This is a genomic window from Mesorhizobium sp. CNPSo 4684 (assembly GCF_057784315.1).
The window spans coordinates 38,396-62,820 of record NZ_JBWLUX010000018.1 but is presented as its reverse complement, the minus strand read 5'-3'; the positions used below and the strand labels follow the sequence as shown (position 1 = coordinate 62,820).

Below are 24,425 nucleotides of genomic sequence, written 5' to 3'. Positions count from 1 at the left end.
GCTCCACGCGAGGCGACCCCCTCTGGCCGCAGCCATCCCCCTCAAGGGGAGAGATTACCCTTGCCCTGCCCCGCCCAAGCCCCATTTCAACCCCCTAGCGTCAAGCAACTGGAGCCAGACGCCTCATGACCGACCAAACCACCTCCACCACCATCCCGATCCACCTCACCATCAACGGCCATTCCCATGAACTGCAGGTCGAGCCGCGCGTCACGCTGCTCGACGCGCTGCGTGATCGCCTCGACCTGACCGGCAGCAAGAAGGGCTGCGACCACGGCCAGTGCGGTGCCTGCACTGTGCATGTCGACGGCGAGCGCGTGCTTGCCTGCCTGACACTTGCCGCACAAGTCGAAGGCCGCTCGATCACCACCATCGAAGGGCTGGCCGGAGCCGACGGAACGCTCAGTGCCGTGCAGGCGGCCTTCCTCGAGCAGGACGCCTTCCAGTGCGGCTATTGCACGCCGGGACAGATCATGTCGGCGGTGGCCTGCATCCGCGAGGGCCATGCCGGTTCCGACGACGAGATCCGCGAATACATGGCCGGCAATCTCTGCCGCTGCGGCGCCTATCCGAACATCGTCGCCGCCGTGCGCCAGGCGGCCCTGGAGGTGGCATCATGAGGGATTTTTCCTACGTTCGCGCCGACAGCATCGAGGCCGCGCGCAAGGCGACGGCGCTTCCCGGCGCCATGCTGCTTGCCGGCGGCACGACGCTGGTGGACCTCGCCAAATGCGGCGTCGCCCAACCTGAGACCGTGGTCGACATCACCCATCTCAAGGGGCTGGACACGATCAGCGTCGATGCAAGCCACGCCACGCTCGGCGCGCTGGCGAAAATGAGCCATGTCGCCGACCATGCCGGGATCAAGAGCCATTTTCCCGCTGTCTCGGAAGCACTGTGGCAGGCCGCCTCGGCGCAGCTGCGCAACATGGCGACCGTCGGCGGCAATCTGATGCAGCGCACGCGCTGCCCTTATTTCCGCGACCCCTCCAACTTTTCCGCCTGCAACAAACGTGAGCCCGGCAGCGGCTGCTCGGCGATCGGCGGCGTGACGCGGGGCCACGCCGTGCTCGGCACCAGCCAGGCCTGTATCGCCATGTATCCCGGTGACCTCGCCACCGCGCTCGTCGCCTTCGATGCGACGGTCCATCTCGGCAAGCGCGTGCTCAAGGTCGACGATTTCTTCCTGCTGCCGGGCGACACGCCTGAGCGCGAGCATGACATCCGCGCCGGCGAGATGATCACCGCGATCGAGATCCCCGGTTCGGCCGCCGCGCGGCGCTCGACCTATCTCAAGGTGCGTGACCGCCAGTCCTACGAGTTCGCCGCGGCAAGTGCCGCGGTCGGGCTGGAGCTGGAAGCCGACGGCCGTACCATCCGCGACCTGCGCGTCGCGCTCGGCGGCGTCGCCACAAAACCGTGGCGGGCGCGCGCCGTGGAAGAGGCGCTGAAAGGCAAGGTCCTGGACGAAGACACCGTGCGCAAGGCGAGCGGGCTCGCCATGGAAGGCGCCGTCGACCATGGCGCCAACCACTACAAGATCGAGCTCGCGCCGCGCGTGGTCGCGCGCGCCATCCTCAAACTGGGAGAGACGGCATGACCGTTCACAACATCAGACATGCCAATACAAGACATGCCGATTCGAGACATGGCGACGCCTCCGACGGCGCGGTCGGCGGACGGCTGTCGCGCGTCGATGGCCCGGCCAAGATCACCGGTGCTGCCAAATACGCCTTCGAGCAGCAGCTCGACGGGCTGGCGCATGCGGTGATGGTCGAGGCCACCATCGCCGCCGGTACGGTGCGCGCGATCGACACACGGGCCGCGGAGACCGCGCCGGGCGTGCTTCTGGTGCTGACGCCCGACACCATCATGGAGATCAAAGGCGCGTCGGACTGGCTGGGCAATCCGCCAACGCAGAAGACATACTCACCGCTCGCCCGTACTGTCACGTATTCCGGCCAGCATATAGCCGCCGTCGTGGCCGAGACCTTCGAGCAGGCGGTCGCCGCGGCGGCCCTGGTCGAGGTCAGCTATGACGAGACGCCGGCCATCGTCGACCTCAGCGATGCCAAGGCCGGCGACGGCATCCCGATCGATGTCATGACCAAGGAATGGGGCGACGCCGAAGCGGCGTTCGCCGCCGCACCGGTGCGCATCTGCGCCGCCTACAATACGCAGCGCGAATACCAGGCGGCGATGGAGCCGCATGGGCTGATCGCGCGCTGGCAGGGCGAAGAGCTCACCATCTGGGAGCCCAGCCAGTGGCTGGACGGCATGGCGCGCACCTATGCCGAATGGTTCGGCGTGCCGTTCGAGAATGTACGGCTGGTCTCGCCCTATATTGGCGGCGGCTTCGGCTCGAAGGCGCTGGCGCTCGCCCACAGCGCGGTGGCGGCGGCCTCGGCGAAAATGCTCGGACGGCCGGTGAAGCTGGTGCTGACAAGGCCGCAGAACTTCACCTCCTATGGCGGCCGCGCCGCGACCCGCCAGACGGTGACGATCGGCGCCGGCCGTGACGGCAAGATCCAGTCGATCGTGCATCGCGGCGTCAACGAGACCGCGGTCGACGGCATGTGGGTCGAGCCGCTGGCGTCGGTCACCTCGATCATGTACGCCACGCCCAACTTCTCCTCGAAGCAGAATGTTGTGCGGGTGAACACGGTGGTGCCCGGCGCCAAGCGGGCGCCTGGCGAAAACCCCAGCGCCTTCGGCATCGAATGCGCCATCGACGAGCTCGCCTATGAGGTCGGCATCGACCCGCTGGAGATCCGGCTCAGGAACTATGCCGAACAGGATCCGGAAGCGAAAAAAGCCTGGTCGACCCGGCAGTTGCGCGAGGCTTTTGCCGCCGGTGCGGAACGCTTCGGCTGGTCGAAGCGCACGCCGAAGCCGCGTTCGATGCGCGACGGCCACCAGCTGATCGGCTGGGGCGTCGCCGCCGGCACCTATCCGGTGCGGCGCGCCTATGGCGAGGCCATCGTGCGCATCCTCGCCGACGGCTCCGTCGAGGTCGAAAGCTCCTCGATCGACATGGGCCAGGGCACCTACACCATCCTGGCGCAGACAGCGGCCGAGACGGTCGGCGTGCCGGCCGACGATGTCGTGGTCAAGCTCGGCGACTCGCGCTTTCCCCGCGCCGGCGTCGCCGGCGGGTCGCGGCTGGCCGGCGTGATGACCGGCGCGGTCTACAAGGCGGCGACATCGGCGCTCGACCAGCTGGTCGGGCTGGCGATCAGCGATCCGCGCTCGCCCTTCCACGCGCTGCAGGCCAACACGCTGGTCGTCGCCAATGGCCGCATAACCGCGCCGCGCGGCGATGGTCCCGATGTCTCGATTGCGGAACTGCTGGCGAGCGTCGGCCGCGACCGCATCGAAGCCACCGGCGACACCATGCCGGCCAATTCGAGCGCCGAAGACCGCTACAAGAACTACACCACCATCGCCACGTCGGTGCCGCACACCGAGGGCGACTACTCGCGCCACTCCTGGTGCGCGCATTTCATCGAGGTGCGGGTCGACGAGGATTTCGGCACGGTGCGTGTGTCGCGCGTGGTGTCGGCGCTGGATTCCGGCCGGCTCTACAATCCGAAACTCGCCGAAAGCCAGTGGAAGGGCGGCATCATCATGGGCATCGGCCAGGCACTGCTCGAAGAAGGCATCGTCGACCGCAGGCATGGCCGCATCGTCAACAACAACCTCGCCGACTATCTGGTGCCGACCAATGCCGACATCCCCGATATCGAAGTGATCTCGGTCGGCATTCCCGACCTGCATTCCTCGGTGCTCGGCGGCAAGGGCGTGGGCGAACTGGCCATCGTCGGCGTGGCGCCGGCGATCGCCAATGCGGTGTTCCACGCGACCGGGAAAAGGGTGCGCGATCTGCCGATCACTCTGGAGAAACTGATTTAGGAAAGCGATGGCGGGGGAGATCGTCGTCACCTCGCCTCGCCAATCTCCGGCGTCGGCCCCTACCTACCACTCCAACCCGAACACCAGCTTGCCGAAGTGCAGGCCGCCGGCGGCCATGTGTGCGTAGGCTTCGACCGCTTCGTTCTGCGAAAAAACCTTGTCGACGACCGGCTCGATCCTGGCTGCACCGATGGCGCGGACGGCGTCGCGAAGGTCGGATACCGACCCGGTGTTGTTGCCGACCACCTTCAACGCCTTGATGATGATCGGCAGCAGGTTGACCGTGGCCTCGGCGCCGGTGACGAAACCGATGGTGAACAGCGTGCCGCCAGGCGCGGCAGCGTTGACGGCGCGGGCGAAGGTGGCGGTGCCGGCGGTTTCGACGACGAGGTCGGCGCCGAGGCCGCCGGTCAGTTCCAGCACCTTGCCGTCCCAGTCGGGCGTCGCGCGGTAGTTGATGAGATGATCGGCGCCGAGTGCCTTCGCCCGCTCCAGCTTCTCGTCCGACGACGAAGTGATGATGACGGTGGCGCCGGCGGCTTTCGCCAGCTGCAGGGTAAAGATGGAGACGCCGCCGGTGCCGAGCAGCACGACGACCGAGCCCGGCCCGACATCGGCGGCGCGGATGGCGTTCCAGGCTGTGGTGCCGGCGATCGGCAGCGTCGACGCCGCCTCGAAGGAGAGATGCGCCGGCACCGGCACGACCGAATTGGCCGGCAGCGCGACATATTCGGCCAGCGATCCCGGCAGCGAGATGCCGCGCATCTGCGTCATCTCGTAAGGCCGCGGCCGGCCACCGATCCAGCGCGGCTTGGCATGGGCGACAACGCGATCGCCGACGGCGAACCTCGTGACCCCCTCGCCCAGCGCGACGATCTCGCCGGCGCCGTCGGCGACGGGGACGAGCGGAAAGCTCGGCCCGGGATAGTTACCGCTCGCCACCGCGACATCGACAAAGTTGAGGCTCGCCGCACGCTGGCGGATCAGCACCTCACCGCGCTGCGGTTTGGGGGTGGCAATGGTGGCGGCGCGGAAGGCGTCCAGCCTGGGTTGGCTCAGTTCGATGGCTTTCATGGTTTCACTCCGGTGGGACGATTGATGGGTTGAGTGAAGCTAGCTGCTGCGATATGTCTGGATAATCCTTGCCTTTTACATTTCAATAGTGTGACTTATGCAGCAATCTCATGAGCCGATGACCCTTGCCGAAATGGTGGCCTTCGCGGCCATCGCCGAGGCGCGGTCCTTCACAAGGGCGGCGGCGCGTGTCGGGCGCGACGCGACCATCCTGTCGCGGCGCCTGCAATCGCTGGAGGAGCGGCTGGGCGTCAGGCTGCTCCATCGCACGACGCGCAGCGTGTCGCTGACGGAAGCGGGCGCCGAATTCATGGTGCGGGTGCGCGCTATCCTCGCCTCCGTGGACGAGGCCGAGGCTGCCGCGTCGGCGCATGCCGGCGGCGGCCCGCGCGGCCTTCTCAGGCTGGCGCTGCCCGGCACGTTCGGGCGCATGTGGATCGGGCCGCTGCTGCCTCAGTTCCTTGCCGAATTTCCCGATGTCCGCATCGAGGCCGAATTCTCCAACCGTTTCGCCGATCTGGTCGCCGAGAATTTCGACGTCGCCGTGCGGCTCGGCGCGCTGGAGGATTCACGCCTGGTGGCGCGCAAGGTGGCGACGCGGCGGCGGCTGCTCTGCGCCGCCCCCTCATATCTCGCCCGAAGGGGCAGGCCAGAGACACCGCGGGCGCTGCTCGAACATTCCTGCCTGGGCTTCAGCGGTTTCCAGACCTTTCCGGCCTGGGAGATGACCGACCGGGAAGGCCGGAGCGTGCGCGTCGAAGTCTCGGGGCCGTTGGTCACCGATGATGCCGAGGTGCTGGTCGAGGCCGCCGTGCAAGGCGTCGGCCTGATGATGAGCACCGACTGGTTGGTCGGCCGCGAACTCGCCGACGGACGGCTGGTGCCAATCCTGGAAGACTGGACGCTGGCCGACGAAGGCGCGATCTATGTCGTCACGCCCTCAGCCAAGGGACAAGCCGCCAAGACGCGCGCCTTCGCCGACTGGATCGGCAAGCGCTTCGCCCCGGAGCCGCCCTGGCGGCGGTGAGGCTTGCCAGTCTCCCCTTTTGCGGAGAGATGGCCGGCCTTTTGCGGAGAGATGGCCGGCAGACCATAAGGTGGGTGCGAAGGAAAGCGGCTTTCATTCCAGCTTGGTTTCCTCGCCCGTCGCGCCGACTCAGGCCTTCGCTCACTTCCCCTGCTGCTTGAGGAACTGGCTGAGCAGATCCACCGGTAGCGGGAACACCACCGTGGACGAGCGCTCGCCGGCGATGTCGTGCAAAGCCTCGAAATAGCGCAGCTGCATGGCCTGCGGCTCGGCCGCCAGCATCTTGCCGGCCTCGACGAGTTTTGCCGCCGCCTGCTGCTCGCCATCGGCATTGATCACCTTGGCGCGCCGCAGTCGCTCGGCTTCGGCCTGCTTGGCGATGGCGCGGATCATGCTTTCGTTCAAGTCGACGTGCTTGATCTCGACATTGGACACCTTGATGCCCCATGCATCGGTGCGCTGATCGAGGATCTCCTGGATGTCGCTGTTGAGCTTGTCGCGCTCGGCCAGCATCTCGTCGAGTTCGTGCTTGCCGAGCACCGAGCGCAGCGTGGTCTGCGCCAGCTGGTTGGTGGCGGCCATGAAGTCCTCGACCTGGATGATCGCCCGCTCGGCGTCGACGATGCGGAAATAGAGCACCGCGTTGACCTTCACCGAGACGTTGTCGCGCGAGATGACGTCCTGCGGCGGCACGTCCTGCACCACCACGCGCAGATCGACCCGCACCATCTGCTGGATGAAGGGCACGAGGAGGATGAGGCCGGGACCCTTGACCCCGGTGAAGCGGCCGAGCGTGAAGACCACGCCGCGCTCATATTCCCTGAGGATACGGATGGCCGCGGACAGGAACATGATCACGACCAGCGCGAGGATCAGATAGGCCACGTAACCAATCATCATTTTATTGCTCCATTGTCTCCCGCTTCGCGGCGCCTGACTGTCAGCACGAGGTCACTGACATCGGTCACCTCGACGCTGTCGCCCGGCGCGACGGGTCCGTCGGCCTTCGCCCGCCAGCGCTCGCCCAAGGCCAGCACATGGCCCTCACCGCCCTGCCAGTCGAGGATCTCGGCGGGCTGGCCGCGCATGGCCTCGCCGCCGACGCGCGGCGGGTTGTTGCGCGCCGCCCAGACAAAGGTGCCGGTCAGCAGCGCCAGCCCCAGCGTCAGCGCCGCGGCGGGGCCGATGACGGCCCATGACACGGCGAAGCCCGGCCCCTGAGTCTTGAGCAGCATGGCGGCGCCGAGCAGGAAGGCGGCGACGCCGCCGAATCCAAGCACGACTGTGGGATTGACGGCCTCGACGACGAGGAAGGCAACACCAAGCAGCATCAGGGCAAGGCCGGTATAGTTGATCGGCAGGAGATTGAGCGCATAGAGGCCGAGCACGAGGCAGATCGTGCCGATGACGCCCGGCGCGACGGCGCCGGGGCTGGTGAACTCGAAGACAATGCCGTAGACGCCGACCAGCATCAGGATGATGGCGATGTTCGGATCGGTGATGACGGAGAGCAGCCGGATGAACCAGCCGGGCTCCAGCGTTTCGACCGGCAGGCCCGTGGTCGCCAGCACCTGTTTCTTGCCGGCCACATCGACCGTGCGCCCATCGGCCAGTTGCAGCAGCTCGGTGGTGTCGCGGGCCACAAAGTCGATGACATGCTCCTGCAGCGCCGCATTGGCCGACAGGCTCGCCGCCTCGCGCACGGCCTTTTCGCCCCAGTCGCCATTGCGCCCGCGCAGTTCGGCGAGCGAGCGGATCAAGGCGACCGCATCATTGGTTACCTTGGCCATCATGGCGTCGCTCGCCGGCCGGCCGGTGGCGTCCTTCTCCTCGCCCTTGTTCTTGTCGCCGCCGGGAAGCGACGGCAGCCCGCCCATCTCGACCGGCGTCGCCGCGCCCAGATTGGTGCCGGGCGCCATCGCAGCCACATGGGTGGCATAGAGGATGTAGGTGCCGGCACTCGCCGCATGGCCGCCGGCCGGCGCGACATAGCCGATGACAGGCACCGGCGAAGCCAGGATGTCGGCGATCATCTCGCGCATCGAAGTGACCAGCCCGCCAGGCGTGTCGAGCTGAAGGATGAGGACTTCGGCGTCCCGCGTGGCGGCAACATCAAGCGCTTCCTTGAGTTGCCTGGTACTTGCCGGCCCGATGGCGCCGTCGATGGCGACGCTCAGCGCGACCTTCTCGCTCTCGGCTGATGAGAAGGGAGAAACGACAGCCGCGACAACGAAGGCCGCAGCAAAAAGGGCCACCCGCGCGAAGGTCACGCTCAAAGCTCCATAGATTCAATATGGGTTGTATTTTGGCGAAGTCCATGGGGAGTGGTGCCGATGATTGGCGAACGCGGCTGAGCGCGCAATCTCAGCGGGGGATTGCGCCCGCAGCCGTTTTCGCCAACTATCGGCGTAACGCCCGGCTTCAGTTGTTCTCTGTGGTCCAGGCTGCGGATGCCTGAGTGGCCTGGGGGAGACCATGAGAAGGGGATTGGTGAAATTCATCGTGGCCGTCGCGGCCACACTCCAGGCCGCGCAGCCGGTGTTTGCGGCACCGTGCGGCTGGACCGCGAACATGGAGGAAGACGAGGGCGGCAGCGTGCTGACGGCCTCGGTGTGCGGCGGACCGAAGGCCGATGCGCATCTGATGCTGGTCTGTTTCGACAAGCCGGTGCTGAGCTACGATCTCGGCGCCTCGGGCCAGCAGCTGGAGCCTGGCATCAGCGGCTCCTTCACCTTCAAGGCCGGCGACAAGAGCGTGACGAAGACGCTCCAGCTCGAGGCGATGTACAATTATTTCACGCTGGAATTGTCGGGCAAGGCCGACCCGTTGCTCGCCCTGTTGCGCGGCAAGGGCGACGTCACGGTTACGGCCGATAAATATGGCGAGAACAGCTTTCCGCTGACGAAGTCGAGTGCCGCCATCGGCAAGGTGCTGGCGCAATGCGGAAAAAGCTCTTCCGGCGGGGCAGACTGAGGCTCCCTACTTTCGACCGCGCAGCCGGTCACGCGCCTCCATCAGGGCAAAGCCAAGCAGGTTTTCGCCGCGCCACAACAGCGGGTTGCCGGCACGCTCGTCATCGGCAGCCAAGCCAATGCCCCAGATCCGGTCGACCGGACTCGCCTCGACCAACACCTGATCGCCGGTCGAAAGCAGAAACGCGCCGAGCGCCGGGTGCTGCCGGAATTTCTCAAAACTCCCGTCGGTGACGATGCGGTATTTCTCCGTGTCCCACTCCGCCGCGTCGAAGCGGCTGACCTGCCGTCCGAGCTGCTTGGCCTGCCTGGGGCTGCCCGCGCTGAGGATCTGCCTAGCCACCGGCTCATCGCCGAACAGGCGCGCCTTGCCGGCCATCATCCAGTGCTCGGCTGTCGGATAGGTCAGTCCACCGACACTGAACGGCGCCGGCCACCACTGGCTGAGACAGGACGTGGTTATGCGTCCGTCCTTCGACGGCTGGTGTCCCCAGAAGAAGAGCAGCTTCGCCCGGGATTTTGCGCGGAAGGCTGCTTCGAGCCACGAACGGTTGTAGGTCATGGCGGGGATGAAGCGGAACAGCGGGTTGCTTGTCAACGCCGGTGACAGGGTACGAGTAACGGTTCCGCCTGCCATTCTTTTTTGCCGGCTATGCCTGGCAGAACTCCCCTTGCGTCTTGCCCGCCGATTGACCAATCTCGCCGACACTGTCATGAGCCGCGGTCGGGGGGATCGCATATGCCTACGCTCTATGCACTGAAACCGGCTTTTCAGGCCAGGTTGCGGCCGCTGGCCGACCGGCTGGCCGACGCCGGCGTCACCGCCAACCAGATCACGCTTCTCGCTGCGGCGCTGTCCATCGCCACGGGCCTGGTGGTTGCCGCCCTTGCCTTCTATCCCTTGCTTTTCCTTTTGATGCCGGTGGTGCTGTTCGTGCGCATGGCGCTCAACGCCATTGATGGGATGCTGGCCAGGGAACATGGGCAGGCCTCGAAACTCGGCATGTATCTCAATGAACTCTGCGACGTCGTCTCCGACCTGGCGCTGATCCTGGCCTTCGCCACTTTGTTCCCGGCCTGGGGCGTCGTGGCCTTCGCCATCGCCGCCGTGCTTGTCGAGTTCGCCGGCGTGCTCGGCGTCGCTGCCGGCAGCGGGCGCAACTATGCCGGGCCATTCGGCAAGAGCGACCGGGCGCTGGCGCTTGGCGTCATCGGCTTCCTCATCGCCTGCGGCCTGTGGGTCGGGGCGATCGCGCCCTTTGTGTTTCCGGTCATGGCTACACTGTCTCTCGTAACCGCCATCAACCGGATACGCAGCGGCCTTAGAGCGGGCGACGCCTGATGCCGAAGCGTCAGGGACCCGGCCGCCAGAGGGAAACCATGATCCACCAGACCATCGCTGCTGCAGCACCGGCAAGACTCGAGCGCGTGGCGCAGGAGCGCACCTTCAAAAGCCATGACGGCACCGAGATTTTTTACCGCTACTGGCCGGCGGTCGGGCAGACGCCCAAAGGCGCGATCCTTTTGTTCCATCGCGGCCATGAGCATGGCGGCCGCATGGCGCATCTGGTCGACGAACTCGCGATGCCCGACCATGCCTTCTATGCCTGGGACGCGCGCGGCAATGGCCGTTCGGCCGGCGAGCGCGGCTATGCGCCGTCCTTTGCCGCGCTGGTGCGCGACATCGACTGCCTGGTGCGCGAGATCGGCCGCGATGGTTTTGGCCAGCGCGATGTCGCGCTGATCGCGCAATCCTTCGGCGCCGTCCTTGCCGCCGCCTGGGTGCACGACTATGCACCCGACATCCGCGCGCTGGTGGTGGCCTCGCCGGCCTTTTCGGTAAAACTCTACGTGCCCTTCGCCAAGGAGGGCATTGCGCTGTGGCAGAAGCTCAAGGGCCGCTTCTTCGTCAATTCCTACGTCAAGGCGAAGTTCCTGACGCATGATGCCGAGCGCATCGCTTCCTTCGATGCCGACCCGCTGATCACGCGGCCGATCGCTTCCAACATCCTGGTCGAACTTTACGGCCACGCCGCCCGCATCGTCTCGGACGCCCGTGCCATCACCGTGCCGACGCAGCTGTTGATCTCGGGCAGCGACTGGGTGGTGCGGCATGCACCGCAGCACGAATTCTTCGTCAATCTCGGCAGCAGCGCCAAGGAGCGGCATGTGCTGCCCGGCTTTTTCCACGATACGCTGGGCGAACGCGATCGCCGCCAGGCGCTGGACCTTATCCGGCCGTTCCTCGAAAAGCAGTTCGCCGCACCGGAAAAGACCATCGACCTGACCTCAGCCGACCGCGTCGGCTACACCCGCGATGAGGCCGAGAAACTGGCCTCGCCGCTGGCACTGCTGTCGCCGAAAGGCCTTTACTGGGCCATGAGCCGCGCCTCGATCCGCATGGGCGCCTGGCTGTCACCCGGCATGAAAACGGGCATCGCCACCGGCTTCGATTCCGGCTCGACGCTGGACTATGTCTACGAGAACGAGGCGCGCGGCACCGGCTTCATCGGCCGCATGATCGACCGCACCTTCCTCGACGCCATCGGCTGGCGCGGCATCCGCCAGCGCAAGCTGCATCTGGAAGAATTGATCGGCAACGCTGTCGCTGCGCTCAAGGCAGCCGGGCGTCCCGTCGACATTGTCGACATTGCCGCCGGCCATGGCCGCTACGTGCTCGATGCCGTCGCCAAATGCGCCGAGCCGCCGGCCAGTGTGCGGCTGCAGGATTATTCCGACATTAATGTCGGGCTGGGCTCGAAACTGATCGCCGACCGGGATTTGCCGACCAGCGTCTCTTTCCGCAAGGCCGACGCCTTCGATGCCGAAATGCTGGCCCGGCTCAATCCGGCGCCGGACCTCGCCATCGTCTCCGGCCTCTACGAATTGTTCGCCGACAACCAGATGATTTCCCGCTCGCTCGCTGGGCTGGCCAGCACCATGCAGCCCGGCGGCCTGCTGATCTACACCAATCAGCCCTGGCACCCACAGCTGGAAATGATCGCGCGCAGCTTGACCTCGCATCGCGGCGGCCAGGCCTGGGTGATGCGGCGGCGCACGCAAGGCGAGATGGACCAGCTGGTGACGGCGGCCGGTTTCGAGAAGATCGACCAGCGCATCGACCAATGGGGCATCTTCACCGTTTCAGTCGCTCGGCGCGTCTGAGACCATGGCCGTGCCTGTGACCGACCCTGCTCCCGCCCCGGCGCGGGAACCCTATTTCGGCATCGTGCTGCGGGCCGCGCTTTGGCTGGCCCTGCTGGCGCCGATCTTCTACTCGACCTATGGCTTCGCCAACTGGCTGGCGTCGCGACGCGACCATGTCGGCAGTATCGTCTTTGCCTGGGAACACGCCATCCCGTTCGTCGCCTGGACGATCGTGCCCTACTGGTCGATCAATCTGTTCTATGGCCTGTCGCTGCTGCTCAACACGACCAGACGCGGCGTCGACCGGCTCGCAGGCCGCTATCTGACGGCGCAGGTCGTTGCCGTCGCCTGCTTCATCCTGTTTCCGCTGACGGCGACCTTCGTTAGGCCGGCAACCAGCGGCTTGCCGGGCTTCCTGTTTGCGGTGCTCGGCGGTTTCGATAAACCGTTCAACCAGGCGCCATCCCTGCACATCGCACTCCTGGTGATCATCTGGGATCACTGGCGTCACGTTCTGGCACGTCACCGTCTCGGCGTCATTCTGAGACCGGTCTGGCATGTCTGGTGCTTTCTGATCGGCGCTTCGGTGCTGACGACCTGGCAGCATCATTTCATCGACATTCCGACCGGCGCGCTGCTCGGCCTCTTTGCGCTGTGGCTGTTTCCTGCCAAAGGCGAATTGCCTTTCTGGGGCTTCCGACCGACCGCCGACCCGAAGGCGCGGCGACTGGCGAGCTACTATGCGCTGGGCGCGGTCCTTGCCTTTGCCGGCGCTGCCGGGGGCGCCTTTGTCTCAGCCGTCTCGCTCATCCTGCTGTGGCCTGCACTGGCGCTGGCCATCGTCGCCTTCGGCTATGCCGGGGCCGGCGCGAAGGCGTTCCAGAAGGCGGCCGACGGCAGCGTCTCGCTGGCCAGCCGCCTCCTGCTCCTGCCCTACCGGCTTGGCGCCCGGGTCAATGTCTGGGCATGGACCCGCGAGCTGGCGCCGCAGTCCGAGATCACCGATAGCGTTTTCTTCGGCCGCTTTCCGACCGCCGACGAGGCCAATCGCTTCGGCACGGTGATCGACCTAGCCGGCGAACTGGAACGGCCGCGTGGGGTGACCTGCCGCTGGATCAGCTATGCCATGCTCGACCTCGTGGCGCCGCCGCATGACAGGCTGGAGCGGGCGGTGGCGGCGATCGAGCTGGCGCGCCGGCGTGGAACCGTGCTGGTCTGCTGCGCGCTCGGCTTCCAGCGCAGTGCGGCGATCGTCGCCGACTGGCTGGTGGTGACCGGGCGTGCGCACACAGCCGCACAGGCGCGCAGGAGACTCGCCGCCTCGGGCCGGCCCGTGCATCTCCACAGCAAGGCGGACGAAGCGGCATGAATGGCGAGAATTTTCCCGAGAAGGCCGAGGTCTTCGCCGCCCGGTTGATGGTGCAGGCCGCATGGCCGATCCTGCTGGTGGTGGCCGCCTTGATGGCCGCGCCGATCATCGGCCTGGTGGCCGGACCGCAGACGACAGCGCTGTCTGCGGCCGCCTGGCTGACCGCGGCGGCGAGTGCCGTGGCCACGCTGGCTCTTTCGGCCTTGCTTTTGTTCGACGCGCTGCTGTTCCGGCTGATGGCGAGCCACGCCACCGAGGCCGCCGGCGGCGCCGTGGTCGACGATGTGCTGGCGCGCATGCGCCTGAAACCCGCCGCTGCCGGCGGCCGCTCGCTCGATCATCGCATGGCAGGCACGCAACGCCTGCTGACAAGACAGCGCATGGCGCTCGCGGTGTTTGCGGCGGCATGCCTCGTCGCGGCGTTTGTTTGAGCCATGACCAAGCTTCACCTTCGCGCCAACACTTTCACCTTGCTGCAGACGGTGACCTCGGTCGGCCTGTCGGCGCTGGCCTGGGTGGTGACTGGCGTGCGGCCAATCTGGAACGGCAGCCAGCCGTCGGAGCGGCAGCGCATCTACTTCGCCAACCATGCCAGCCATGGCGACTTCATCCTTTTGTCGGCCTGCCTCAGCGAAAAGGTGCGCGCCCGCACGCATGCGGTGGCGGCGGCCGAATATTGGGGCAAGTCGCGGCTGCGCCGCTTCATTGCCGAGGACATGCTGTCGTCCGTGCTCATCCACCGGCACTGGACCGACGAAACGCAGCATCCGATCTCGATCATGCTGTCGGTGCTCGACCAGGGACATTCCCTGATCCTGTTTCCCGAGGGCACCCGCAACACGTCGGAAGAAGATCTGCTGCCGTTCCGCTCCGGCCTGTACAATCTGTCGATGGCGCGGCCCGACGTCGAACTCATCCCGTGCTGGATCGAGAACATGTCGCGCGTGCTGCCCAAGGGCCAGTTCCTGCCGGTGCCGCTTCTGTGCCGCGTCGTCTTCGGTCCGCCGGTGGCGATCCAACCCGGCGAGGAACGCCGCGCCTTCCTCGAGCGCGCGCGCCAGACGCTGCTATCGCTCGACCCGCGTCCCGATCGGGACGACTAGCCATGATCAGAGACGTCGCATGACACTGCCGCCAATGCATGAAACCGTCATCCTGCTGGTCGGCCTGGTCTGCGTGCTGACAACAGCCAGCATCGTTGCCGGCATCCTGTCGTGGCGGGCGCCGAAGCCGCTGCCGTCGACGCTCGTCAACCTCAACCAGCGCATCAATGCCTGGTGGGTGATGGTGCTGGCGATCACGGTCGCCTTCTTCTTCGGCCGCACCGGCATGACCATCCTGTTTGCGCTGATCTCATTTGCGGCGCTGCGCGAATTCGTGACGCTGACCCACAGCCGGCGCAGCGATCACTGGGTGCTGCTCGGCATGTTCGGCATCATCATCCCCTACCAGTACTGGTTGGTGTGGACCGCCTGGTACGGGCTCTTCACCATCTTCATCCCGGTCTACTGCTTCCTCTTGATGCCGGCGATCACCGCGCTCAACGGCGACACCGAGCGCTTCCTCGAGCGCGTGTCCGCGCAGCAATGGGCGGTCATGATTTCGGTCTACTGCGTCAGCCACGTGCCGGCGCTGCTGACGCTCGACGTGCCCGGTCTCGAGGGCCGCAACCTGTTGCTCATCGCCTTCCTGATCATCACCGTGCAAGGCAGCGACGTCTTCCAGTATATTTTCGGCAAGCTGTTCGGTCGGCATCTGCTGTCGCCCTCCGTCTCGCCGTCAAAGACCTGGGAAGGGCTGGTCGGTGGGCTGGTGGCGTCAAGCCTGCTCGGCGCGCTGTTGTCGTTCCTCACGCCGTTCTCGCCGCTGGCGGCGGCAGGCGTCGCCTTCATCGCCTGCCTGATGGGATTTCTCGGCGGTCTGGTCGCGTCGGCCATCAAGCGCGACCAGGGCGTCAAGGACTGGGGCCACCTCATCGAAGGCCATGGCGGCATGATGGACCGTGCCGACAGCCTGGTCTTCGCCGCTCCGGTGTTCTTTCACATCGTCCGCTATTTCTGGACGGTGTGAGCGGAAGCGCGCTCCTTCACTCGCGGATCGCGCGGCCCGCCTGCTGCAGCAGTTCGAAAGCGGCGAAGCGCTTGTCGTGCCAAGGCACGAGATCGCCGCCGGTCGGGCGATAGATCTCGCCGATGCGCGACATGCCGGTCATCGCTGCAATCACGTCGGGATATTTTTGCGCCGCCACCGCAGCCAGTATGGCCGAGCCGAGCAGCACGGGCTCCGGCGAGGTCGATCCGGCGACGGTCAGCCCTGTCGTATCGGCCAGCAGCTGGCGCACCAGGTCGCTTTGCGCGGCGCCGCCGCTGACGACGATGGTGTCGATGGCGATGCCCTTGTTGGCCATCGCCGCCACGATCTGGCGCACGCCATAGCCGATACCCAGCAGGCCGGCGACATAGAGCGCGACCAGGCTGTCGAGAGACGTATCCATCCCGAGCCCGGCGATCAGCGCCTTGGATTCAGGATCGGCGAAGGGTGAGCGGTTGCCGAGGAATTCCGGCACGACATGCAGCCCTTCGGCAAGGCGCGCCACTGCGGACAGATCAGCGGACTTCGTCGTCGCCCGCCGGCCAAGCCAGGCCGTCAGGCCGAGACCTTCCGCCCTGGCTTTTGCGGATGCTTCCGCCGAGGCCGGGTGGAAAGCGACGAGATGATCGATCGCCGCACCCGCCGCCGACTGTCCGCCTTCGTTGAGCCACAGGCCCGGCACCATCGAGGAGAAATACGGCCCCCAGACGCCCGGCACGAAGGCCGGCTCGCTGGTGCTGGCCATGGTGCAGGCCGACGTGCCGAAAACATAGGCCATGCGCGACTGCAGCGTGCCGACCGAACCGGTGCCGCCAACCGTGCCGACACCGCCGGCATGCGCGTCGATCAGGCCGGCCGCGACCGGCGTTCCCGGTAGCAGGCCGAGATCGACGGCGGCAGCGTCGGTCAAGCCCTTCGCCAGCGCGGTGCCGCCCTCGACCACTTCGGTGCCGATCCGGGCAAAGCCTTCGTCGGCCAGCGCGCCGAGGCCGATGGCACGGAAATACGCGTCGTCCCAGCGGCGCTCATGGCCGAGATAGGTCCATTTGCAGGTCAGCGTGCAGATCGAACGCGCCAGGCTGCCGGTCGATCGCCAGGTCAGATAGTCGGTCAGGTCGAAGAAATGCTCGGCTGCATCGAAGGTCGCGGGCAGGTTTTCGCGCAGCCACAACAGCTTCGGCGTTTCCATCTCCGGCGAGATGGTGCCGCCGACATAGTCGAGCACGGCGTGCTTGCCGGCATTGATGCGCTGCGCCTGGTCGAGCGCACGGTGATCCATCCAGACAATGATGTTGCGTTCGTTATCGCCGGACCGGCCGACCGGCAACGACGCGCCGCCCTTGCCGACCACAACCAGCGAGCAGGTGGCGTCGAAGCCGATGCCGGCAATGTCGCGCCCGGCGAGCCCCGACTTCGTCACCGCCTCGCGCACGCTGGCACAGACCGCGCGCCAGATGTCCTCGCTCGACTGCTCGGCGACTTCGCCGGGCTCAAGGAACAGAGCAATGTCGCGCTTGGCCGAGGCGAGCATGGTGCCCTTGCTATCGAACACCCCTGCCCTGGCGCTGCCGGTGCCGACGTCGATACCGAGGAAGTGGGACATGGGGAGACCTCGAAAGTTAGGCAGTAGGCAGTAGGCAGTAGGCAGTAGGCAGTAGGCAGTAGGCAGTAGGCAGTAGGAGAGGATCGGGCGCTGGCAGTGGGCTGCAAGGGTGTCTTTCGCCTATTTCCTACTGCCTAACCCCTACTGCCTCACAAATCATTGCTCTGCGGCAGGATCACCAGATCGCGAATGGTGACGTTCCTTGGCCGCGTCAGCATGAACAGCACGGCTTCGGCCACCTCGACGGGCTGAATCAGGCCGCCCTTGGCCAGTTCATCATCAAGCTTATCCTTCGGCCAATCGCTGATCAGCGCCGTCACCACTGGGCCCGGCTGTACCGCGCCGACGCGCAGGCCATGCGGGGCGACCTGCCGGCGCACGGTGTGGACGAAGGCCTGCACGGCATGCTTGGAGGCGGTATAGATCGGCTCCCAGACGACCGGCACCAGTCCGGCGATCGAAGAGGTAACGATGATGTCGCCGGTCTTGCGTTCGACCATGTGCGGCAGCACGGCGTGGATGGAACGGAACACCGCGTTGATGTTGAGGTTCAGCACCCGGTCCCATGTATCGGGATCACCGTCGAGCACCGGGCCGCCGACATAGGCGCCGGCATTGGCGTGGAAGATGTCGAGCTGGCCCGCCTTCTCCAGGATCTGCCGCATCATCGTCGCGACGCTGGCCGGCTTCATCAGATCGATCACCAGCGGGATCGCGTTGGGGCCGAGTTCGGCGCAGACGTTCTTCAAGGCGTCCTCGGCGCGGTCGACGAGCACGACGCGCACACCGGCGGCAATCAGCGCCCTGGCGCATTCCAGCCCGATGCCCGAGGCGGCGCCGGTGATCGCCGCGACTTTTCCACTCAAATCCTGAGCCATTTTATCCTCGAGTTATGATTGCGTTCAGGCGCGGCCGTGGGAAACCCGCGAGCGGCGTGCCAGGGAGTCGACGATGACCGCGATCGCCAGAACGGCGCCGGTGATCATGTAGCGAAGCGACGACGACAGATCGAGCAAGGTCAGCCCGCTGGCGATCGACTGGATGACGATGATGCCGAGCAGCGCGGAGTAGGCACTGCCGCGGCCGCCGAACAGGCTGGTGCCGCCGATGACCGCCGCCGCGATGGCGTTGAGGTTGACGTCGCCGGTGCCGGCCTGCTGGCTGGCCGAGGCCAGCCGCGCCGCCGACAGCACGCCGCCGAGAGCGGCGAACATCGAACACATGACGAAAGCGCTGAGATAGATCGAGCGCACCTTGATGCCGGCGCGGCGCGCCGCTTCTCGGTTGCCGCCGACGGCGGTCATCGAGCGGCCCCATTGGGTGCGGGTCAGCGCATAGTTCATCGCCACCACCAGGCCGACGAACAGGCCGAACATCCACGGTATGCCGCGCGCCTGGTTGAGATAGCCGACAATCAGCTCGAGCAGGATGGTCAAGGCGGCGACCCGCACGATGAGGCCGCCGACCGACGGCGCCGACAAATTCACGGCGCGACGGCGGCTGACCGTGCGCAGGCCGGTGATGAGCATGACGATGCCGGGAACTGCGGCCAGCGCATAGGACAGCCAGTCCGGCATGACCAGCAACTGGCCGAAATTCACCAGGTTCGAGCCATAGGGCAGATTGATCGAGCCGGTGGAGCCCAGGATGTAGAGCTGCAGGCCGAGCACGGCGAGCAGGCCGGCGAGCGTCGAGACGAAGCTGGGCATGCCGAGCCGGTTGAACAGCAAAGCGTAGAGCGCGCCGATGAAGCCGCCGACAGCGAGTGCAGCGACAATCGCGAGCGCCACCGGCCAGCCCTGGTTGACCCACAGCGTGCCGACCATGGCCGAAGCAAAGCCGCTGATCGAGCCGACCGACAGGTCGATCTCGCCGACCATCAGTACGCAGACGATGCCGAGCGCGATGACGCCGACGGTCGAACAGTCGAACAGCAGATTGACCAGGTTGCTTGACGAAACGAAGACCGGATTGAGAGCGGTGAACACGCTCCAGATGATGACCAGGCCGACGATCACCGGCAGCGAGCCGAGGTCGCCGGAGCGGACGCGGTCGAAGAAGGCGCTGATCGCGCCACCGACGCCGGCCTGGTGCTTGACGCGCACGTCGCTGCGGTCGAGCGCCGTTGACGAGGAGATGTCCTGCTTGGGCTCCGCGCTCATGGCCGCTGCTCCTGATTGTGCGCCTGTTCGGCTGCCTTGCGCCGTTCGGCGCGGCGCGACACTGCATTGTTGGCGGCGCCTGTGATGGCGCTGACCAGTTCCTGGTTGGAGGCGTCGGGTTCGAAGACACCATTGTTGCGGCCAAGCCTGAGCACGACGATGCGGTCGGCGACGGCGCGCACATCTTCCATGTTGTGGCTGATCATAAGCACGCCGAGGCCGCGCTCACGCACCCGGTCGATGAGGTTCAGCACCTCTGCCGTCTGGGCGACGCCGAGGGCTGCGGTCGGCTCATCGAGCAGGATGACCTTGGGGTCGAGCAGCAGCGAGCGGGCGATCGCCACGGTCTGGCGCTGGCCGCCGGACAGCGAGGCGACCGCCTCGCGCACGCTTGGAATGCGCGCCGACAATTCGTTGAGCAGCGTCCAGGCGCGGATTTCCATCGCCACCTCGTCCAGCCGCAGCGGGCTGAGCTCCTTGCCGAGAAAAATGTTGGCGACGACATCGAGGTTTTCGCACAGCGCCAGATCCTGGAAGACGGTAGCGATGCCGAGCGTCAAGGCAGCGCTCGGGTCGGGCATGGTCACTTGCTTGCCGCGGAAATTGATGGTGCCCGAGGTCGGCTGGTGGACGCCGGCGAGGATCTTGACCAGCGTCGACTTGCCGGCGCCATTGTCGCCGACCAGCGCCACCACCTCGCCGGCGTGGACATCGAGATCGATGTCAGTGAGCGCCGAAACGGCGCCGAAATTCTTCGAAATGCCGCGCAGGCTGAGCACCAGCTCACCCGCCGGAACCGGTCCGTCAGAGATGTCAGACATAGTGGCAAACCTTTCCGGATGACCGGTCAAGAGTGGCTGCGGACTTCCGGCCGCCGCAAAGGCAGCCGGAAGCCAGGATCAGGATAATCCGATCAGTTGGTGATGCCGAGCTTCTTGCAGCCTTCGGCGTAACGGTCGACGCAGAGCTCTTCGGCAGTGTTGATCTTCTTGTCGATGATCTCGGCCTTGAGGTTTTCCTGCGTCACCACCGCCGGCGTGAACAGCTGCGAAGGGGTGTCGTAGAGGGTCATTTCGGCCTTCGGCGTCTCGCCCGACAGGAGCTGGACGGCGACATTGGCGGCAGCAGCGGCGACGATCTCGCTCGGCTTGGAGATGGTGTTGTACTGGTCGCCGGCGATGATCAGTTGCAATGCGGCGATGGTCGCGTCATTGCCGGTGACCGGCGGCACCGGATCGACGCCGGCCGCCTTGAAGGCGGCGATGGCGCCGCCACCGGTGCCGTCATTGGCGGCGACGACGCCTACGATCTGGGTGGAGAAGCGGGTGATCTGGCCGCTTGCCCATTGCTGCGCCTTCGGCGGCGCCCATTCCGGCGTGTCGTATTCGGCCAGGATCTTGTAGCCGCTGTTGTCGAGGCTCGAGTGAATGCCCTTCTTGATCAGGCCGGCGGCCGCGTCGGTCGGCGAACCGTTGATCTGCAGCAGGCCGCCGCTGGCCGGATCGACCTTCAGCGCCTTGAGGTGTTCGACCAGCGAGTCGGCGATGGCCTTGCCGATGCCTTCATTGTTGAACGAGACATAGAAGTCGGCCGGTGCTGTCGGGATCGGCCGGTCATAGGCGATGACCTTGACGCCCTGGCTCTGCGCCAGCTTGACCAGCGAGGCGGCGGCGGTCGAGTCGACCGGGTCGAGCACGATCGCCTTGGCGCCTTGCGAGATCACCGAGTTGAACTGCTGCTGCTGGCGCGAGGCGTCGGCATCGGCGTTCTGGTAGATCACCTTGCAGCCGGGGCAGAGCTTTTTCATCTCGGCGGCAAAGCCGGGATAGTCGTGCTGCTCGTAGCGCGTCGAGGCCTGGTCGGGCATCAGGAAGGCGACCGTGGCATCGGTGACAGGGGCTGCAAAGGCGGCGGTGCCGCTGAGGAGAGAAAGCGTGAGCGCGATGGCTCCCGTCGAAGCAAATCTGGTCATTCTGATATCTCCGTTTCAATTGTTTCACGAAGCCCTGTCACCACATGGCGCGCCGGGCCTTGACTGCAAGTCGAACTGTTGCGAGGAATGACGACGCACTTGATCCGTGCTGCGCATCCTCTTGATATCGCTGGATTTCAGGACAAGCGATCTCCAGCACGGGGCACCTCCAACGCACGCCCCGCGTCCTTTCTTCCCAAAATGTCTAAAGCTCCTCCCGGTCCTCCCTGTTAGGCGGCAATCTCCGCACTGATGTTTTCCGCCAGCAAGGCCCTGAAGCGCGAAGGCGACATGCCTTTCTGCGTCAGGAACTGGCGGTTGAAATTCGAGATGTTGTTGTAACCGGCGGCGTAGCAGATCTCGGTGATCGGCATGTCGGCCTCGCTCATCAGTAACTGACAGGCGAGGTTGATGCGCAGCCGGTTGACATATTGCACCAGCGCCATGCCGGTGTGGCGGCGGAAGCTGCGCGAAAACGCGCTCGGGCTGCGCCCGGCAATCGCCGCCAGATCGCTCTCGCTGAACGGCTCGGTCAGATTGGCGTTGATATAGGCAAGCGCCTTGTTGACGCCGGCCGACATGAAGCCGGAGGGATCGGGCAGGTAGCTGGCGCTGGTCAGCGTCCGCACATCGGCGGCACGGCTCAAGATGTCGATGAGCTCCATGAACAAAGCGATGCGGCGCACGCCTTGCGCTTCGACCAGTTCGGCCAGCACAGGTGCGGCAAGCTTAGCGGTGGCAGTGGAGAACAAAGCGCCGCGGCGGCTGAGCTCGAGGATGGGCGCGCAGCCGGCAAGCTCCGGCAGCGCCGTCGTGGCATCGGCAATGAACTCCTGCGAGAATTGCACGACGCGGCCGCGCAGCGGCACGCTGGTGCCCGGCGGAACGTCGCTGACCCAATTGTGCGGCAGGTTCGGGCCGGTGAGCACGAGGTTGCCGGGCTCGAACTCGCCGATGAAATCGCCGACGAAATAGCGGCCTGACGTCGCGACGACATGATGGATTTCGTATTCGGGATGGAAGTGCCAGCGCACGGTGTGGAAGGGGTAGCCGTGGGCCCAGGCCTTGAACGACTCGCCACGTCTGATCTGGACGACTTCCAAGTCCGGATTCATGTAAGTTCCTCCCGGCGCCGGTCCGGTCATGCGACCAGTTGCAGTGCCCTCTCCCGCAGGCCGCGTTTGCCGCTCTCTGCAGTGATCAAAGCTTAGGCGGCAATCCTTGCCGCCGCCACCACGGTGTGTCCACCTGACTGATACTTTTTTGACATTTTTGCGGTCGAGGTGACGCGTTTGCGACAGGGCGGCGTCTCTCGCATCGCACTCCGCCCAGCCAAGTGGTCTCTACTCCGGCACTCCAAGGCTTCTCAGCGCGTTTTCGTGTCGGTCGAGAATTTCAACTCTAAAGGGCATCGAGTCGCGAACCGCCCGCAAGGTGAGCTCCGGATATTCGCGCTGACAACGGGCCATATGCTGCCGGGCTTCGTCGATGCGTCCCGCTTCGACCAGGGCCGGGATCAGCGTACGCAGGATCCACAAGGCGTTCGGATGCTCCGCCAGGACACGCAGATACAGATCCGCCGCCTGGCCGGGCCGCCCTGCGCTGAAATGCACGACAGCCAGACCCAAATGACAGGTATAAACCATGGGATCGAACGGCCCCAGTCGCAACGACCGCTCGAAGCATTCGACCGCCCGCTCGACCTCGTCTCTGTAGGCTGCAACCCAGCCGCTCCTGTTCCAGGCGAAGGCCGAATTGGGATCGATTGAACACGCCTTTTCAAGCAACGCGGCTGCAGTGACGAAATTGCTCGACACGGTGTGGGCAGCGCCGAGCACGGCCAGGGAAAATGGATCGTCCCCGTTGAGTTCGGCAGATCGCTCCGCCAGCCCCAGCGCACGGCGCCGGTCGGCCTCAGGCGAGGTCGACCAATTGTAGACGCTGCGCTGCGCATGGCACCAGGACAGCAGCGACAGGGCCAGCGGATAGTCGGGATCGCCCAGCAAAGCCTTCTCCAGCGTCTCGATGGCGATCGCATTGTCCTGGCGGCCGAGCGCCCAGACATGCGGCAGACTGCGCATCACCAGATCGTAGGTTTGCAGGTCGCCCGGCCGCTTGCGGCGCGCACGCTCGATCTCCGCCATCTGGATCGACGGCAGGATGGCGCCTGCGACACCCGCCGTCACATTATCCTGCAGCGCAAACGTATCCGCGATGTCACCCTTGAAGCCTTCCGCCCAGATCAGGCTGCCGGTCTCGGCCTCGATCAGCCTGGCCGAGATGCGGAGCTGATCGAGATGCCGACGCACGCTTCCTTCCAGCACGTAGCGGACACCGAGCTCGCGACCGATGCGCGGCAGGTCGAGCGCCTGGCCGCGGTAGGCAAAGGCCGAGTTGCGCGACATGACGAACAGGCCGCGAATGCGCGCCAGCGCCGCCGTGATCTCCTCTACCGTGCCGTCGGCGAGGTAGGATTGCTCCGGGTCCGACGACAGGTTCTCGAACGGAAGCACGACGAGCGACGGCTTGTCGGGGAGCTGAGGTGACGGACGCACATCGACAGCTGGCGGTCGCTCCAGCACTTCGCCGGGGAACATGTAGCCACGGCGTGGCATGGTGCGGACCAGCGTCTGCGCTCTGTCGCCCAGGGCGCGGCGGATGTCGCTGATGCATTGGGTGAGCGAATCCTCGGTGACGATCACGTCGCTCCACACCGCATGCAGCAGCTCGTCCTTCGACACCAGCCGGCCGGCGTTGCGGATAAGATAAATCAGCAGGTCGAGCGATTTCGGGCGCAGCGCGATCTCGCCCGAACCGTCGCGCAACACTCCGGCGCGCGTGTCGAGGCTGAAGCCGGCGAAGCGATAGATCGGCTGCGGCTCGGCGTTCATCGCGACTGTCTGCTCCTCGCAATTTTCAGGGCTTCGTCAGCGTTCTTTCAGACCGCTTTCCGGACATGCATCTCGGACGAGCGCAATCTCGCACTCAACGATGAAGGTGGCAAGAAAACCGAAACCGCGACGCGTGGGCGAGATCACTGCAACCGACGCACAGGCCAAGGCTGCGCCGAATGCCGGAGATCACAACAGGAGGCAA

Annotated in this window: 22 protein-coding genes; 11 read left to right on the top strand and 11 right to left on the bottom strand. The window is 65.8% G+C overall.

The window, feature by feature from the left end; genetic code table 11:
- Window positions 1-125 precede the first annotated feature (125 nt).
- The 3 genes from AC04SG_RS18435 to AC04SG_RS18425 are packed head-to-tail and all read left to right on the top strand — an operon-like array spanning window position 126 to window position 3,912.
- A complete protein-coding gene (locus AC04SG_RS18435) occupies window positions 126-620 on the top strand; it encodes a (2Fe-2S)-binding protein (protein ID WP_488552194.1) in 495 nt (164 codons plus the stop codon).
- Window positions 617-1,600 (top strand): FAD binding domain-containing protein, encoded by a 984-nt coding sequence (locus AC04SG_RS18430; protein ID WP_488552193.1) that lies wholly within the window; start codon window positions 617-619, stop codon window positions 1,598-1,600. The genes AC04SG_RS18435 and AC04SG_RS18430 overlap by 4 nt, the downstream gene beginning before the upstream one ends.
- Window positions 1,597-3,912, top strand: coding sequence for a xanthine dehydrogenase family protein molybdopterin-binding subunit (locus tag AC04SG_RS18425; protein ID WP_488552192.1), 2,316 nt, complete (start codon window positions 1,597-1,599; stop codon window positions 3,910-3,912). The genes AC04SG_RS18430 and AC04SG_RS18425 overlap by 4 nt, the downstream gene beginning before the upstream one ends.
- Window positions 3,913-3,975: 63 nt before the next feature.
- Here AC04SG_RS18425 and AC04SG_RS18420 read toward each other — a convergent pair whose 3' ends face one another.
- Complete coding sequence (locus tag AC04SG_RS18420; RefSeq protein ID WP_488552191.1) at window positions 3,976-4,986, bottom strand: zinc-dependent alcohol dehydrogenase family protein; 1,011 nt, start codon at window positions 4,984-4,986, stop codon at window positions 3,976-3,978.
- A 97-nt stretch (window positions 4,987-5,083) separates the two neighbouring features.
- On the opposite strand from AC04SG_RS18420, the gene AC04SG_RS18415 reads away from it, so the two are divergent.
- Entirely contained in the window at window positions 5,084-6,013 is a 930-nt protein-coding gene (locus AC04SG_RS18415; protein ID WP_488552190.1) for a LysR family transcriptional regulator, read from the top strand.
- A gap of 141 nt (window positions 6,014-6,154) precedes the next feature.
- Here the strand turns inward: AC04SG_RS18415 and AC04SG_RS18410 are convergent, their stop codons facing one another.
- Both AC04SG_RS18410 and AC04SG_RS18405 read right to left on the bottom strand, forming a co-directional pair.
- On the bottom strand, window positions 6,155-6,913 hold the full coding sequence (locus AC04SG_RS18410; RefSeq protein WP_192248875.1) for a slipin family protein: 759 nt from the start codon (window positions 6,911-6,913) through the stop codon (window positions 6,155-6,157).
- The gene (locus tag AC04SG_RS18405; RefSeq protein WP_488552189.1) at window positions 6,910-8,283 is read right to left on the bottom strand and encodes an NfeD family protein; all 1,374 of its coding nucleotides are present in this window, start codon (window positions 8,281-8,283) and stop codon (window positions 6,910-6,912) included. Before AC04SG_RS18405 ends, AC04SG_RS18410 begins: the two co-directional genes overlap by 4 nt.
- 220 nt (window positions 8,284-8,503) lie before the next feature.
- Between AC04SG_RS18405 and AC04SG_RS18400 the strand changes: the two genes are divergently transcribed.
- The gene (locus tag AC04SG_RS18400) at window positions 8,504-8,986 is read left to right on the top strand and encodes a hypothetical protein (RefSeq protein ID WP_488552188.1); all 483 of its coding nucleotides are present in this window, start codon (window positions 8,504-8,506) and stop codon (window positions 8,984-8,986) included.
- Between the two features lie 6 nt (window positions 8,987-8,992).
- Here the strand turns inward: AC04SG_RS18400 and ybiA are convergent, their stop codons facing one another.
- Window positions 8,993-9,622 carry a riboflavin biosynthesis intermediates N-glycosidase gene (gene ybiA, locus AC04SG_RS18395; protein ID WP_488552187.1) on the bottom strand — a complete coding sequence of 210 codons (630 nt, stop codon included), beginning with the start codon at window positions 9,620-9,622 and terminating at the stop codon, window positions 8,993-8,995.
- A 102-nt stretch (window positions 9,623-9,724) separates the two neighbouring features.
- On the opposite strand from ybiA, the gene AC04SG_RS18390 reads away from it, so the two are divergent.
- From AC04SG_RS18390 to AC04SG_RS18365, 6 genes are read left to right on the top strand one after another with little or no spacing between them, the layout of a single operon-like run.
- Complete coding sequence (locus tag AC04SG_RS18390; RefSeq protein WP_488552186.1) at window positions 9,725-10,327, top strand: CDP-alcohol phosphatidyltransferase family protein; 603 nt, start codon at window positions 9,725-9,727, stop codon at window positions 10,325-10,327.
- 41 nt (window positions 10,328-10,368) lie between these two features.
- The gene (locus AC04SG_RS18385; protein ID WP_488552261.1) at window positions 10,369-12,150 is read left to right on the top strand and encodes a bifunctional alpha/beta hydrolase/class I SAM-dependent methyltransferase; all 1,782 of its coding nucleotides are present in this window, start codon (window positions 10,369-10,371) and stop codon (window positions 12,148-12,150) included.
- Window positions 12,151-12,154: 4 nt separating this feature from the next.
- Window positions 12,155-13,501: a phosphatase PAP2/dual specificity phosphatase family protein gene (locus AC04SG_RS18380; protein WP_488552185.1), complete on the top strand. Its 1,347-nt coding sequence runs from the start codon at window positions 12,155-12,157 to the stop codon at window positions 13,499-13,501.
- A complete protein-coding gene (locus AC04SG_RS18375) occupies window positions 13,498-13,932 on the top strand; it encodes a hypothetical protein (protein WP_488552184.1) in 435 nt (144 codons plus the stop codon). The genes AC04SG_RS18380 and AC04SG_RS18375 overlap by 4 nt, the downstream gene beginning before the upstream one ends.
- Before the next feature lie 3 nt (window positions 13,933-13,935).
- Complete coding sequence (locus AC04SG_RS18370; protein ID WP_192248863.1) at window positions 13,936-14,604, top strand: lysophospholipid acyltransferase family protein; 669 nt, start codon at window positions 13,936-13,938, stop codon at window positions 14,602-14,604.
- Between the two features lie 34 nt (window positions 14,605-14,638).
- A complete protein-coding gene (locus AC04SG_RS18365) occupies window positions 14,639-15,571 on the top strand; it encodes a phosphatidate cytidylyltransferase (protein WP_488552260.1) in 933 nt (310 codons plus the stop codon).
- 16 nt (window positions 15,572-15,587) lie between these two features.
- Here the strand turns inward: AC04SG_RS18365 and AC04SG_RS18360 are convergent, their stop codons facing one another.
- The 7 genes from AC04SG_RS18360 to AC04SG_RS18330 all read right to left on the bottom strand — a co-directional run bounded on the left by AC04SG_RS18360 (window position 15,588) and on the right by AC04SG_RS18330 (window position 24,220).
- On the bottom strand, window positions 15,588-17,195 hold the full coding sequence (locus AC04SG_RS18360; protein ID WP_488552183.1) for an FGGY-family carbohydrate kinase: 1,608 nt from the start codon (window positions 17,193-17,195) through the stop codon (window positions 15,588-15,590).
- 149 nt (window positions 17,196-17,344) lie between these two features.
- Entirely contained in the window at window positions 17,345-18,073 is a 729-nt protein-coding gene (locus AC04SG_RS18355; protein ID WP_488552182.1) for an SDR family oxidoreductase, read from the bottom strand.
- A gap of 24 nt (window positions 18,074-18,097) precedes the next feature.
- Complete coding sequence (locus AC04SG_RS18350) at window positions 18,098-19,357, bottom strand: sugar ABC transporter permease (RefSeq protein WP_192248854.1); 1,260 nt, start codon at window positions 19,355-19,357, stop codon at window positions 18,098-18,100.
- A complete protein-coding gene (locus AC04SG_RS18345) occupies window positions 19,354-20,178 on the bottom strand; it encodes an ATP-binding cassette domain-containing protein (protein ID WP_488552181.1) in 825 nt (274 codons plus the stop codon). The genes AC04SG_RS18350 and AC04SG_RS18345 overlap by 4 nt, the downstream gene beginning before the upstream one ends.
- A gap of 92 nt (window positions 20,179-20,270) precedes the next feature.
- Entirely contained in the window at window positions 20,271-21,329 is a 1,059-nt protein-coding gene (locus AC04SG_RS18340; protein ID WP_192248849.1) for an ABC transporter substrate-binding protein, read from the bottom strand.
- A gap of 230 nt (window positions 21,330-21,559) precedes the next feature.
- Window positions 21,560-22,444: an AraC family transcriptional regulator gene (locus tag AC04SG_RS18335; RefSeq protein ID WP_192248846.1), complete on the bottom strand. Its 885-nt coding sequence runs from the start codon at window positions 22,442-22,444 to the stop codon at window positions 21,560-21,562.
- Between the two features lie 228 nt (window positions 22,445-22,672).
- Window positions 22,673-24,220 (bottom strand): winged helix-turn-helix domain-containing tetratricopeptide repeat protein, encoded by a 1,548-nt coding sequence (locus tag AC04SG_RS18330; protein ID WP_488552180.1) that lies wholly within the window; start codon window positions 24,218-24,220, stop codon window positions 22,673-22,675.
- Window positions 24,221-24,425: the final 205 nt, after the last annotated feature.